Origin of the sequence: Paenibacillus sp. S-38 (genome assembly GCF_049942825.1) — a bacterium.
Lineage (GTDB): Bacteria > Bacillota > Bacilli > Paenibacillales > NBRC-103111 > Paenibacillus_G.
This window is the reverse complement of the sequence record NZ_CP187970.1, coordinates 4,123,560-4,137,442: the sequence shown is the minus strand read 5'-3', so window position 1 is coordinate 4,137,442 and position 13,883 is coordinate 4,123,560. Positions and strand designations below refer to the sequence as shown.

The following is a 13,883-nucleotide window of genomic DNA, read 5'->3' as shown; positions in this document are numbered from 1 at the left end:
ACATGGTCACCTATATAGGGAAACGGGTTCTTTCCATTATTCCCATTGTTCTCTTTGCCTCGTTTCTCATGTTCTGCATGATCAGACTCGGGCCCGTGGACCCGGCCGAAGCTTATTTGGCCGCGGCCCACATCCATCCCGACGATGAGGTGCTGGCCGCCAAGAGGCATGAATTCGGCTTGGATCAGCCCTTGCTGGTTCAATACGCTCAATCTGTGATGAAGATGTGCCGACTCGATTTCGGCATGTCTTATATTTCTAATGAGCCCGTTTGGCAGGAAGTGGCGCAGAAGATCCCGGCAACGATCCAGCTTGCATTGAGCAGTATTCTTCTCGCCATCCTTGTCAGTGTGCCCATCGGTTTTTTATCGGCCATTTACAAGAATGGCGCCATCGATCATATGAGCAGGGTACTTGCTTATATCGGCGCATGCATACCTATTTTCTGGCTTGGGTACTTATTGGTTTATTTCTTCTCGGTGAAGCTCGATTGGCTCCCCGTTGAAGGCAGAGGGACTTGGCAGCATCTCGTGCTTCCCTCGGTAACGCTGGCGCTGTGGCTCATCGCGATCTATACGCGCTTGCTCCGAACGACGGTGCTGGAGGAACTGCAGGAGGCCTACGTGCGTTATGCCCGGACGAGAGGGATCAAAGAAAGAGTGATCATGCTGAAATATGTGTCACGGATTGCCATCCTGCCAATGATCACAGGACTCGGCATGAATATGGGGAAGCTGCTCACGGGAGCGATCATCGTTGAGCAGGTGTTCTCCTGGCCCGGGTTTGGGCGCTACTTTGTTCAATCCATTGTCAACCGCGATATTCCGGTGATCCAAACCTATGTACTGCTTTCCGTTTGTACCATCGTTGGATGCAACCTCATCGTAGATCTGCTCCAATTGTACCTGGATCCCCGGATTTCACGGAAAGGTAGGGCTGACCAGTGATCGGCAGATTACGCAGAGGCTTCAAAAGTCAGAGGATGATTGCCGTTTGTACAAGCATCATCGTTTTTTTCTTTCTCATCAGTGTACTCGCTCCATGGATTGCCCCCCATGATCCGGTTCAGGTGAATCTGGCTGTCAAACTTCAAGTACCCTCATGGAACCATCCGCTGGGGACGGATCATTTGGGCCGAGATACGCTATCCAGACTCCTGTATGGCGCGCGTGTTTCGCTTGGCTTTGCTTCCTTAATTTTCGTCTCGTCGCTCGGGATCGGATTGCTCGTGGGAACCGCTGCCGGCTATAGAGGCGGGGGGCTGGATACCGTACTGATGCGGTTCTGTGAAGGCGTCATGGCGTTCCCCAGTCTGATTCTGGTTCTGGGTCTGGTCGGTATATTCGGTCCGGGCATGCTTCAACTCGTGATCGCTTTAATGATAGTGCAGTGGGTGTATTATGCGCGGATGTTCCGGAATATGGTGGTCAGCCTGAAGGAACGGAATTTTATTACCGCAGCGCGGGTAAGCGGCTCCACCCCGTGGCAGATCATCAGAAGGCATATGATCCCGAACATTCTGCCTCCGATTCTTGTTATCGGCACCCTCGAAATGGGCTGGGCGATCATGGATATCTCGGCCATGTCCTTCCTGGGCGTGGGCATTCAGCCGCCGACTCCGGAATGGGGAGCGATGGTCAATGAAGGGAAATCATTCATACGTAATCATCCTCAGCTCATGCTCTATCCCGGTTTATTGATCGTTGCCGTGGTGGCGACCTTTAATATGCTGGGCGAAGCATTGTCAGAGCGCTATGGGGTCAAACGACGTTTCTAGTGAAGGAATGAGCGGATTGGTAGAGCAAACTAGCCCTGTATTGCAGGTGGAGGGACTTAAGGTAAAGGTAAAGACGGAGCAGGGAACCCTGCCGCTTGTGCATGCTGTCGATTTTGAACTATACCCGGGCCGTGTACTCGGTCTTGTCGGAGAAAGCGGAAGCGGCAAAACCGTCACATCCCTATCCCTGATCCAAATGCTGGATCGAAGCATGACCGTCATCGAAGGCAGTATCCGGTTGAACGGACGCGAGCTGTGCGGACTGAAAGATGATGAACTGCGCCGGATCCGAGGGAAAGAGATCGCGTTTATTATGCAGAATCCGATGAACGCATTCTCCCCTGTGTATACCATAGGTACGCAGTTCATTGAAACGATCCGCACCCACACGGGCCTGAGCAAAAAGCAGGCAGAGCAACGGGCGATCGATGCGATGACGGACGTCAATTTATCCACCCCCTCCGAGCTGCTGCGAAAGTATCCGTTCGAGCTCAGCGGAGGCATGCTGCAGCGGGTAATGATCGCCTTGACGATATGTTTGAAGCCGTCGGTGATTATTGCCGATGAGCCGACTACCGCGTTGGATGTGACGAATCAGCTGCAGGTACTGCGGCAGTTAGACCGGGTCCGGCAGGAGCATGGAACCGCGATTCTGTTGATCTCCCATGATCTCGGCGTCATTGCCGAATTGGCCGATGATGTTGCCGTCATGCAGCAGGGCCGGATTGTGGAGCAGGCCGAAGTATTTGAACTGTTCGACCACCCCAAGCATCCATACACCCAAACTCTGCTTGCGGCAAGACCCATGCTTCAGATCAGCCCCGAAATGGCGGGCTGTATCTGGACATGACCCTGGAAAGAGGTGAGTCTAATGACATTGCTTCAAGTGAACGAGGTTACTCATGCTTACTCCTCTTCCGGATTCTTCAGACGTTCCCGGGCGGCCGCGGAGGTTCTGTCGGGCGTATCGCTCCGGATCGAAGGAGGGACATGCCTTGGGCTGCTGGGAGCGAGCGGAGCGGGGAAGAGCACCCTGGGAAGGGTTGTTCTCGGGCTTGAACAACCGATGAAAGGTCAGGTTCTGTTCCAGGGACATGATCTGTATGCGCTTGATGCCAAGACCCGCAGACAGCTGCGCCGGGACTTCCAGGTGGTGTTCCAGGATTGTTACTCCTCGGTCAATCCGAGGATGACGGCCGAACAAATCATCGGCGAGCCGCTCGAAAATTACGAGAACTTGTCGGTGAAGGAGCAAAAAAGGGTAGTGGGCGAGCTGCTGGAGCGCGTCGGGTTAAGCTCCGGGGACATGGGGAAGTATCCTCACCAATTCAGCGGAGGCCAGCTGCAGCGGATCAATATAGCGAGAGCGATTGCCTTAAAACCGAAGATGATCGTACTGGACGAAGCGGTAAGCAGCCTGGATATGGTGCATCAGACGAATATTCTGCATCTGCTCAATGACCTGAGATCCAGCTTCGGCCTATCCTATTTGTTCATTACCCATGATATCAAGGCGGCTTACACGATCTCCGATGCCCTGGCGGTTATGGAGAAGGGTCGGATCGCCGAGTACTGTGAGCAAAAGGAGCAGTTTCTGCTGTCTTCCCACCCCGCTGTAAAAGGCCTGCTGGGATCGATGCTGTCGGAGCATCCAAGGTATCGTTCCAAGGAACGCATGTCTGCGAGAACATGATTATGCAAAACGTGCCCGAACACGATAGACGTGTGGGCACGTTTTTTTGATAGGGAACCGAACCTGATGCCGCGGCTGAGCAAACAGGATTCGGGCAGCGGTGCGGTTACCCCTTATAGCTGTCCTGCCACCGCAGCAGCCGACTCTCCATATAACGGACAACGGAGTCCGACAGCTTGCCGACAAGGGCAAACAAGGTGATGCCGACGAATACGACATCCGTCTGCATGAAGGCGCGGGCATCCTGGATCATATAGCCGACCCCGGTGTCGGAACCCAGCAGCTCGGCTGTAACAAGGCAGAGCCAGGCGATGCTCAGGGAGAGACGGATGCCCAGCAGAATATTCGGGAGCGCCGCAGGGAGAACGAGCTTGGTGATCTGGTCGAACCGGCTGAACTCCAGCACCCGGCCCACGTCGAAGAGCTTGGCATCCACATTGCGTATCCCAAGGAACGTGTTGACATAGAGGGGGAAGAAGGAGCCGAGCGAGATCAGGAGCACCTTCGACAGCTCTCCGAAGCCGAACCACATGATGAACAGCGGGGTAATGGCCAGCAACGGGACGGTCCGCAGCATCTGCACGGTGGGATTCACGGTTTCCTCGACTGGGCGGTACATGCCGACGAACAGCCCCAATAGCAGACCGCAGCTGCCGCCGAGGACAAAACCGAGGGAGGCGCGCACCATGCTGGCACGCAGATAATGCAGAAGCTCCCCGGAGCGGATCAGCTCCGCGTATTGGTTCAGGATCAGCCAGGGGGAGGAGAACATCCGCTCCGAGATCAGGCCGGAAGAGCTGAGAAGCTGCCACAGCAGGAGGATGAGGAGGGGGAGCAGCGCTCCCCGGATCCCTAGCCGCCAAGAGGTTCCCGTGAATCGTTTACGCTCCCCTTGCATCGGCCGTACGCGGCTTTTTTTTAGTTCAGCGATAGATTGTGCCATGGTTCATTTCCTTTCCTTCTTGTTGACATGAATTCGCAAAAAAAAGAGACCGGTGGCGTGAAGCACGCCTGCCGAATCTCCAGTTGGTCTAGTCGATCCAGTTACAAACTGACTTAATAGTCATGTTGTGGATTATGTTAGCACCCGATATCATTCCCTGTCAATCCCCGTACTTCCCTTGGTGGTACGTGCCGCCACGCTCTGATACACTTGGATAGTCGAATGTATTGAACCTGCAGGAGGTTACACACTTATGCCACGGAATCCAGTGCGCGATCAACAGCTTCGCGAAGAACGCCGCAAGCAGATCCTGGACGCGGCCGCCCGTCTCTTTGCCCGTCAAGGGGTGCTTACCAAGATCAGCGATATCGCTGCCGAAGCGGGACTAAGCCACGGACATGTCTATAATTACTTCAAGTCCAAGGAGGAGATCCTGCTTGCCGTGATCGAACGCGGGCAGCTCAGCTACGGTTCCATCCTGCGCGGAGCGCTTGCAATGGCAGGAACAGCGGCGGACAAGTTCCGCCAAATCGCCAGACAGGCTCTGCCGAACGAACGAAGTGCGGACATTTACCTTGTGCTGCTGCAGGCCTTGTTTACGGATCAGTTGAACGACGAGGAGAAACGGATCATCCGCGAGCGGGCCGGGGCTAACCGGCGTCTGCTCATCGAGCTGATCGAGGAGGGCCAGCAGGACGGTACGGTCATGGCAGGCGATCCCGTGCAGCTCGCTACCCTGTTCGGAACGCTGATCCAGAACCTGATGCTGCTGGAGATGCGCGGACATCCTCCGGTGGGGGAGGAGACCATCGAACTGCTGATGCAGATGATCGGCCCTTGAACCGGCCATAGTATTCCTTTTGGAATTTGAGGTTGACAGCGTGCAATCCCGCCTGATAATATTTGTTCACACAACAGAATGACTTATTAATCATTTTGTGAATGAGCTTCCCCCGGGGTTGTCTCCCCTTCAAGCTGACAATCGACTGGACAACCAGAGATTCGGCACAAGCCTGATCTTTGTTTTGTGCAGTCTTTTTGCATGTCATTAACCGACTATTCCTATGGACTTTTACTTAATTATTGGAGGCGAATAACACATGAGCCATGCTGCTGTTGAATCGCGAAGCTATTTCCCGGCCAGAGAGCTTAAGGCAGGTGCCCGGATCCTGAAGCGGCTGCCGGATGATGTGGAGGAGCGGCCTTACACCTTGTTCAAGGTGAAACCGCTCGGCCCGATCATCGGGGCGGAGATCGAGGGAGTGGATCTGGGCGGCGAGCTTACCCCCGAGGTGAAGGCTGAGCTGCACCGCGCCTTCCTGGAGTGGAAGGTCTTGTTCTTCCGTAATCAATCCCTTACGAGCGGGCAGCAGCTGCAGTTCGCCAGGCAGTGGGGAGAGCTGGAGAAGCATCCGTTCCTTCCCCGGGGCAGCTCGGAGGAAGTGACCCGGTTCGAGAAGAATGCGAACATGACGGGCAATGAGAATGTGTGGCACACCGATGTGACCTGGCGGCTTGAGCCGGCTCTGGGCTCCGTGCTCCGGTTATCCGAAGTGCCGCCGCTTGGGGGAGATACGCTGTGGGCCGATATGGCTGCGGCCTACGATAATCTGCCGGAAGAGGTGAAGAGGCAGCTCGACGGACTGACGGCCGTCCACGATTTCACTTCGGCGTTCTCCCGCTTCCTGTCCCCCGAGCAGTTGAAAGCCAAGCAGGAGGAGTTCCCGGCGGCAGAGCACCCCGTCGTGCGCACGCATCCGGAGACCGGACGCAAAACCTTATTCGTCAATGCCGCGTTCACCGTCCGCATCGCAGGGCTGGAGGCGGAGGAAAGCGAGAAGCTCCTCGCTTACCTGTTCCGGCAGGCGCACATCCCGGAGTATCAGGTCCGCTTCCACTGGGAACCGAATTCGGTCGCCTTCTGGGATAACCGGGCGACGCAGCACTATGCGGTGTCGGACTATTTCCCTAACCGCCGAGTGGCCGAACGGATCTCCATCGCAGGGGACCGGCCGTATTAAAAAAAAGGAAGGGGCAGTAAGCAATGGCTGCTGTAACGAAGAGATTCAGGGGGGTGGTTCCCTTTGTCCTCGCTCTTGCGTTGGTAACAGGAGGGTGCTCCAACTCCAAGGAAGGGCTGCAAAGAGGCGGCCAAGGCACCGCTAATCCAGCCGCAGGCCAGGCGGAAGCCGCCGGCGATCCGGCCGGCAGTCCGGTTCGGGTGAACGTGGCTATTAACGGCAGTCTGAACCCGCTTCTGCTGGCGCAGGAGAAGGGCTGGCTGGAGGAAGCCTTCAAGAAGCAGCATGCGGAGGTCGTATGGAGCCAGTTCTCCGGTGGTCCGCCGCTGCTCGAGTCCGTCGTATCCGGCAGGGTCGACCTATCGTTCCTCGGTGACGGAGCGGCCATAACGGGGGCTTCGAACAAGCTGCCCTTTGAGGTCATCGGCCTCCTCAGCGAAGGCAGGCAGCTGAACTCGATCCTGGTTCCCGCCGCCAGCGGGATCACCTCGGTCGGGGAGTTGAAGGGGAAGACCATCGGCGTCGCCAAAGGGACGACCTCCCATGTGTACCTGGTCAAATCACTGCAGGCGAGCGGCCTCCAACAGGAAGATGTGAAGCTGATCAGCCTGTCTTACGAGGATGCCCAAGCCGCATTCGAAGCGGGCAAGCTGGATGCCTGGGTGACCATTGATCCTTTTGTCACGGTGAATGTACAGCAGAAAAAAGCGAAGGCTCTTCCTGTGGGCCTGGAGATCTTCGCGCCGGTCTCGATGATCGCCCACACCGATTTTGCCAAGAAGCATCCCGAGCTGGTCGTAGAGTACTTAAAGCTCTTCAAGCAGGCGCTCGACTGGCAGAATGCGAATACGGAGGAGGCTGCTCAGATCTATTCGAAGCATACCAAGCTTCCGCCGGACATTCTCAAGACGGTACTGGAGCGCAGTGCCACCCGTTTGTCGGCTTACACCCCGGAGGCGCTGCAGGCCCAGCAGGCTACGGCGGATATTCTGCTCGAGAACCGTTTCCTGAAGAAGCCGGTCACATTCAAGGAAGCGGTCAACGATACCTTCGTCCAGCAGGCTCTGAAGTAACACATTGAAGTAACACATTGAAGTAACACCAGGGAGAAAGGAACAAAACGTGATGGAAACAACCCAGCATCGTCAAATCAAGCTCGGCGCCTTCTTCTTGATCCCCGGGCATCACATTGCTGCATGGCGGCACCCCGATGCGGAAGCCTCGTCCGTGATGGACCTTAAGCTGTATCAGAAGCTCGCCCAAACGGCCGAACGCGGCCGGTTCGATATGATCTTCCTTGCGGACAGCTACTCGGTCTCGAACCGGTACCCCGCTGCGATCGAGCAGATCGTATCGGCCCGCCCCGAGCCGCTCACCCTGCTGTCCGCGCTTGCCTCGGTCACCGAGCATATCGGTCTCGCCGCCACGGCGTCCACAACCTATAATGAGCCGTTTCATGTTGCCCGCAAGTTCGCGTCGCTCGACCATCTGAGCGGCGGACGTGCGGCCTGGAACGTGGTGACCTCCAAGTATGACGAGGAGGCCATGAATTTCGGAGGTCAGACCCACCTGCAGCATGGGCTGCGGTATGAGCGGGCCGAAGAGTTCGTGAGGGCGGTCACCGGCCTGTGGGACAGCTGGGAGGATGACGCCTTCCTCTATGATAAGGCGTCGGCCAAGTACGCCGACCGGGCTAAAGCGCATCCGCCGAACCACCAAGGCCCCTGGTTCTCGGTCATGGGACCGCTGAATGTCCCGCGGCCACTCCAAGGGCATCCGGTCGTCGTGCAGGCTGGAGCCTCCGAGCCGGGCAGGGAGCTGGCGGCGCGGACGGCGGAAGTGATATTCACCGCATGGCCCGCGCTCCGGGAAGCGCAGCGCTTCTACGCGGATATGAAGGCCAGGGCAGCCAAGTACGGCCGCTCTCCCGCCTCCCTGCTCATCATGCCGGGAGTCTTCCCGGTCATCGGCCGGACTCGAGAGGAGGCGGAGCACAAGAGGGCGGCTCTGAACTCGCTGGTTCCTGTCGAAGCGGGAGTCACGCTGCTGTCTGCGCTGCTCGGGATGGATCTGACCGGCTACGATGTCGACGGTCCGCTGCCGGAGCTCCCCGGTGTGGAGGAGATGAACGGCGGCCGGAGCCGCCATCAGCTTGTGAAGGCATTGGCCGCAGAAGGGATGACGATACGTCAGCTGTATCAGCGGATCGCCGGAGGGCGCGGGCACCTGGAACTGACCGGTACGCCGGCCGAGATTGCCGACACCCTCGAGGAATGGTTCGTCAGCGGCGCAGCGGACGGGTTCAACATCATGCCGCCGTATTTTCCCGGCGGGCTGAATGACTTTGTAGAGCTTGTGGTGCCGGAGCTGCAGAAGCGGGGCCTGTTCCGTAAGGAATATGAAGGAACGACACTCCGTGACAGACTCGGTCTTGCCAGGCCAGTTCATCCGGCCGTACGGGCAAGGATGACGGAGAGCAGCGGGGCCAGATAGACCGCGGTCCTGCTGCCGGTCTGCAGCCTTGGCGCTTTGCTTCCTTTCCAAACCAGCCCTTTTTCCATGAAGAGTTACCGTTTTAGCAGCCTTACTAAGGCGTAAGCCGACTTCCGTTTCGAGACGGCAGGAGGGGATTCCAAGGGAAGCCGGCCGCGCTGACAGCAGAACACGGGTTGTAGACCCATTGGGTTTATGGTAAACTGGATGTAATTTTGATGACGGGAGTGGAACGGATATATGTAGAACTTTCTTGCTGTAAGATCACGAATGGAACGCACTCAGCGAACGGCTGCGCTCGTTTTATTTCGTCTTCTGCAAGAAAGGCCTGCATTTACTCTGCGCTCTCGATCCGGACACCTCCAGTCCCCTGTTACGGGACCGGACTTTTTTCCGTATGGATTTGAGCCGCGAGAAAGCACCTTTCTTGCGGCTCTTTTGATTTCCATACGAAAGGATGACCGCTATGACCGCCATTCAGGTATCCAATCTCACGTTTGCCTATCCGGGCAGCTATGACCCCATTTTCGATAAAGTGAATTTTCAAATCGATACGGACTGGAAGCTGGGCTTCACCGGGCGCAACGGGCGGGGCAAAACGACGTTTTTGAATCTGCTCCAGGGGAAGTACGAATACAGCGGCACGATCTCCGCGCCCGTCGAGTTTGACTATTTTCCCTTTCCTGTCGAGCATCCGGAGTATTTGACCGTCGATGTCGTCGAAGAGGCGGTTCCAGGCTATGAGCCCTGGAAGCTGATGCGGGAGCTGAACCTGCTGAAGGTGTCGGATGACGTGCTGTACCGGCCCTTCGACTCGCTGTCCCAAGGCGAGCAGACGAAGGTGCTGCTTGCCGCGCTCTTCATCCAGGACAACCGGTTCCTGCTCATCGACGAGCCGACCAACCATCTCGACCTGCATGCCCGCAAGCTTGTGGGCGATTATCTGAACACGAAGCGCGGCTTTATTCTGGTGTCCCACGACCGCGCATTTCTCGACCGGTGCGTCGACCATATCCTGTCGATCAACAAAACGAATATCGAGATCCAAAAAGGCAGCTTCTCCAGCTGGTGGACGAATAAAGAGCGGCAGGACGCCTTCGAGCTGGCGCAAAATGAAAAGCTGCACAAAGACATTCAGCGGCTGTCGGCCTCCTCCAAGCGTACAAGCGGCTGGTCCGACGAGATCGAAAAGTCGAAAAACGGTACACGTAACTCCGGCTCCAAGCTGGACAAAGGATATGTCGGGCATAAAGCCGCCAAAATGATGAAGCGCGCCAAATCCATTGAGCAGCGGCAGCACAACGCTGTGGAAGCGAAGTCGAAGCTGCTGAAGAATATCGAGCAGGCCGAGAGCCTGGCCATCTCCCAGCTGGATTATCCCAAATCCGAGCTGGCCGCGCTTGACGGCGTTACGATCTATTATGGGGACAAAGCGGTTTGTCCGCAGATCCGCCTGACGATCGAGCGGGGAGACCGGGTTGCGATCTCCGGTCCGAACGGTTCGGGCAAGTCGAGCATCCTTCGCCTGCTCTGCGGCGAGAAGCTGCACTACGCAGGCACATTTCGGAGAGAGCCCCAGCTCCGCGTTACCTATGTATCCCAGGATACTTCCCACCTGCAGGGTTCGCTCTCGGACTATGCTGCGGAGCACGGTGTCGATGAAAGCTTATTGAAAGCCATCTTGCGTAAGCTCGATTTCTCCCGGACCCAGTTCGACAAGGACATGGCGGCGTTCAGCGGCGGGCAGAAGAAAAAGGTGCTCATCGCAAGAAGCTTGTGCGAAGAGGCGCATCTGCATGTCTGGGACGAACCGCTCAACTTCGTCGATGTGATCTCCCGCATGCAGATCGAGGAGCTGCTGCTGGAGTACGCCCCGACTCTTGTGTTCGTGGAACACGATCAGGAATTCCGCGACCGGGTCGCCACCAAAACGATTGAACTCGGCTGACCGTGAGGGCGGCTGCAGTGATCCGCTTGCGGTTTATTGCGAACGTCAAGAGTGGGTAAGGATACAGCCTTCCAGCGTCCCATGAACGCATTCGTCCCTGACGAATGCGTTTTTTTTGTAAAGCATGGCGCCTTACTGATTCTTCGTGAATTTGCTCCGGAAGCGGAGGGAGAGAGCCCTTCCTTCCTGCTGAAGCAGGTGGAGTAGTGGGAGAGATGCAGGAAGCCAACTCCTCCGCTATGCGTGCGACCGGCCACGCGGTTTGAACCAGGAGGCGCTTGGACTGCTCGATGCGAAACTGCAGCAGGAAAGCCATTAGCGTGACACCGTAGATTTTCAGCATACATTTGGCCAGGTAGTTGGGATGATAATTCAGTTCCTTCTGCCACCGGTTAACTTACTGGAGCGTCGACCATGCAGGGAACAAGGAAGAGGCGCATGCTGCGGAAGTCCGGATCGACAAGACCGCTCCCGAGCTGACCATCCGCTTGGACCCTGCTGCGCTGAAGCCGGCCAACCACAAGATGGTATCCGTCACAGCTTCCGTATATGCCGGCGACAGCCAGTCGTCCGTTGCATCCGTGGTGCTCACTTCCGTCGTGAGCAGCGAAGCGGATAACAGCCTGGGCGATGGGGATACCGCAGAAGATATTCAGCAGGCCGAGTACGGTACGGCGGATACCCGCTTCCTGCTGCGGGCAGAACGGGCAGGCCGGGGCAGTGGACGTACGTATACCGTTACCTACACCGCGCTGGATCAGGCAGGGAACCAAACGGTCTCGCAGGCCATCGTAACCGTGCCCCATCATTGTTTAACTCATTCCGTAAGCCGGGTTTGCCTGCGGGCGGCCCGGGCCAAAACTAGGGGCTGCCACCGGGCGGCCCTTTTTTCTATTGGACAAGCTATCCTCGAGAAGTATAACAATATACATTTTATCATTATCGTCTATTTATAAATAGACAAATTAGTTATTTATCTATTTTAATAATTGACTTACATGATAAATGGGTTTACAATCAAGTCAATTCTTGGAGGCTCAGCCGCACCATAACCCAGAAAAGAGGAAGCGCAATGAAGCAACACTTTGGAAAAGATTTGACCACAGGGAGCATACCCCAGCTCCTGCTGCAATTTGCCCTGCCGATCCTCATCGGCAATCTGCTGTCTACCGGCTACAGCGTTATTAACGCGATTTGGGTGGGCAACCTGCTGGGCCAGGATGCCGTCGCTGCCGTTGCCGTGAGCTTTCCGGTATTTCTTGCCGTCGTTGCCCTATGTTCCGGAGCGACGCTCGCCACTTCGATCTTGGTGTCCAAAGCCTACGGGTCCAAAGATTATGCCAGGATCCAGCAGATTGTAAATAACTCGTGGTCTATGGGGATAGGAATCATCCTGGTCCTGATGACAGCGGGCCTGCTGCTGTCCGAAACGCTGCTGGGCTGGCTTGGAACGCCGGCAGAGATTATGCCGCTGGCAGATGGGTATCTCAAGCTGACGCTGGTCGGCTCTGCCGGGATGTACTTGTCATTTCTCGTTTCTTCCATCCTCAGGGGGATTGGCGATACCATGATCCCGTTGGTGTGTATCCTTCTTTCTACGGTACTGAATGCCGTGCTGGATCCGCTTCTCATCCTTGGGGCAGGACCACTGCCTGAGCTTGGGCTGAACGGGGCGGCGCTGGCTTCACTGCTCTCCTCCGGCACGGCTCTCCTCACGGGGTTGCTTTATATGAAACGCAAGTACAAACAAGAGCCGATCAATCCCACCGGACTGGCGCTGGACAAATCAATCGTAGGGGAAATCGTCAAGATCGGTTTGCTTTCCTTTGCTCAGCAAATGCTGGTTTCGATGGGATATGGCTTCATTACGGTGTTTGTCACCTCGTTCAGTGCGGCCTCCATAGCCGCTTTCGGGGTCGCGAGCAGGCTGGACTCGATCGCGGCCATGCCGGCGATGGCCATGATGATGGCCGTTTCCACGCTGACGGCCCAAAGCATCGGAGCAGGGAAGCCCGAGCGGATCAAGTCCATTCTGAAGTGGGGGATTCTCATGAATATCCCCATTATCCTCGCTATTTCTGCCGTATGCGTCCTCTTCCCTGAAACGATCATGCGCCTGTTTGTAAAAGAAGCGGACGTCATCCAGGCCGGCCTAAGGTATCTGAGAATTGTCGGAGCCGGCTATCTGTTCTTTATCTTTTTCTATGTATCGAACGGCATTCTGAACGGTGCTGGAAAGACGCTGTCCACCCTCATCATCACGCTCATCTCCCTGTGTGTGGTGAGAATCCCGCTGGCCGGCCTGCTGGCCCGTACGGAACTTGGCCTAGACGGGGTTTGGTATGCCATCGTCATCAGCTTTGCCGTGACCACCCTGTCAAGCTTGTTCTATTACGGATGGGGCCGCTGGGCCAAAGACATCCCGGGTAGGGAGCAGGGGACCCGAAACCAAGGGCTTGGCAGTGAACTTTCCTGATGATCTAAGAAGAAAGATCCAAGAAGAAAACCATAGGAGTGTGTGAATCGAATGAATATACCAAGAGCTTTGCAGCAAAAACCGGTTATTGTATCGGACAATTACGAGCAGGTGGACGGCCGCTATGCCCGAAACACGGATGCCAAGGGAATATCCCTGGGGCTGACCGATCGGAATGAGCGGGGAAAGGCAGAACTCTCGGCAGCTGTATGGAGGGATACAGGGGAACTGGACTCACCGCATTCCGAAGTGCTTCCCCTGCACCGCGTCCTTGATCTGGCTGTATTGATATGCAGAAGCAGTTTGCATTTTCAGGAGGCTTACCGTTTACCGAAGCTGTACGATCCGGATCACCCCATGATCGACCGGATCGGATTGCAGGGGGCTGCGATGAACGTATCGGTATGCACGGACAATCCCATGATTGATGAGGATCTGAAGCGGTTCGCCCAGGCTCTGAATGAAGATGGAGAGATGATCGGAGAACGTCTTCGCATCTTGTCCCAGCTTCTCGAGGAATTGGGGTACTAAC

The 13,883-nt window shown here is 56.3% G+C and carries 13 protein-coding genes; 12 read left to right on the top strand and 1 reads right to left on the bottom strand.

What is annotated here, in order from left to right:
* Positions 1-2 precede the first annotated feature (2 nt).
* Genes nikB through nikE form a run of 4 tightly spaced genes read left to right on the top strand, consistent with a single transcriptional unit; the run spans position 3 to position 3,470 of the window.
* Positions 3-947: a nickel ABC transporter permease subunit NikB gene (gene nikB / locus ACP26L_RS18770; protein WP_426445335.1), complete on the top strand. Its 945-nt coding sequence runs from the start codon at positions 3-5 to the stop codon at positions 945-947.
* Entirely contained in the window at positions 944-1,777 is an 834-nt protein-coding gene (nikC, locus tag ACP26L_RS18765; protein WP_426445333.1) for a nickel ABC transporter permease subunit NikC, read from the top strand. The genes nikB and nikC overlap by 4 nt, the downstream gene beginning before the upstream one ends.
* Positions 1,778-1,793: 16 nt before the next feature.
* Entirely contained in the window at positions 1,794-2,627 is an 834-nt protein-coding gene (locus tag ACP26L_RS18760; protein ID WP_426454998.1) for an ABC transporter ATP-binding protein, read from the top strand.
* Between the two features lie 21 nt (positions 2,628-2,648).
* Positions 2,649-3,470: a nickel import ATP-binding protein NikE gene (nikE, locus tag ACP26L_RS18755; protein ID WP_426445331.1), complete on the top strand. Its 822-nt coding sequence runs from the start codon at positions 2,649-2,651 to the stop codon at positions 3,468-3,470.
* A 106-nt stretch (positions 3,471-3,576) separates the two neighbouring features.
* Here nikE and ACP26L_RS18750 read toward each other — a convergent pair whose 3' ends face one another.
* A complete protein-coding gene (locus tag ACP26L_RS18750; protein WP_426454997.1) occupies positions 3,577-4,368 on the bottom strand; it encodes an ABC transporter permease in 792 nt (263 codons plus the stop codon).
* A 298-nt stretch (positions 4,369-4,666) separates the two neighbouring features.
* Between ACP26L_RS18750 and ACP26L_RS18745 the strand changes: the two genes are divergently transcribed.
* The 8 genes from ACP26L_RS18745 (at position 4,667) to ACP26L_RS18710 (ending at position 13,882) form a co-directional block, all read left to right on the top strand.
* The gene (locus ACP26L_RS18745) at positions 4,667-5,254 is read left to right on the top strand and encodes a TetR/AcrR family transcriptional regulator (RefSeq protein ID WP_426445329.1); all 588 of its coding nucleotides are present in this window, start codon (positions 4,667-4,669) and stop codon (positions 5,252-5,254) included.
* A gap of 259 nt (positions 5,255-5,513) precedes the next feature.
* Complete coding sequence (locus tag ACP26L_RS18740) at positions 5,514-6,434, top strand: TauD/TfdA dioxygenase family protein (RefSeq protein WP_426445328.1); 921 nt, start codon at positions 5,514-5,516, stop codon at positions 6,432-6,434.
* Positions 6,435-6,457: 23 nt separating this feature from the next.
* A complete protein-coding gene (locus ACP26L_RS18735) occupies positions 6,458-7,507 on the top strand; it encodes an aliphatic sulfonate ABC transporter substrate-binding protein (RefSeq protein ID WP_426445326.1) in 1,050 nt (349 codons plus the stop codon).
* A gap of 52 nt (positions 7,508-7,559) precedes the next feature.
* Positions 7,560-8,927 (top strand): LLM class flavin-dependent oxidoreductase, encoded by a 1,368-nt coding sequence (locus ACP26L_RS18730; RefSeq protein ID WP_426445324.1) that lies wholly within the window; start codon positions 7,560-7,562, stop codon positions 8,925-8,927.
* A gap of 466 nt (positions 8,928-9,393) precedes the next feature.
* Entirely contained in the window at positions 9,394-10,875 is a 1,482-nt protein-coding gene (abc-f, locus tag ACP26L_RS18725) for a ribosomal protection-like ABC-F family protein (RefSeq protein ID WP_426445323.1), read from the top strand.
* 488 nt (positions 10,876-11,363) lie between these two features.
* On the top strand, positions 11,364-11,831 hold the full coding sequence (locus ACP26L_RS18720) for a hypothetical protein (RefSeq protein WP_426445321.1): 468 nt from the start codon (positions 11,364-11,366) through the stop codon (positions 11,829-11,831).
* A 116-nt stretch (positions 11,832-11,947) separates the two neighbouring features.
* Complete coding sequence (locus ACP26L_RS18715; RefSeq protein ID WP_426445320.1) at positions 11,948-13,351, top strand: MATE family efflux transporter; 1,404 nt, start codon at positions 11,948-11,950, stop codon at positions 13,349-13,351.
* A gap of 51 nt (positions 13,352-13,402) precedes the next feature.
* Positions 13,403-13,882, top strand: a complete 480-nt coding sequence (locus tag ACP26L_RS18710) for a DUF6530 family protein (protein ID WP_426445318.1) — start codon at positions 13,403-13,405, stop codon at positions 13,880-13,882.
* Position 13,883 lies beyond the last annotated feature (1 nt).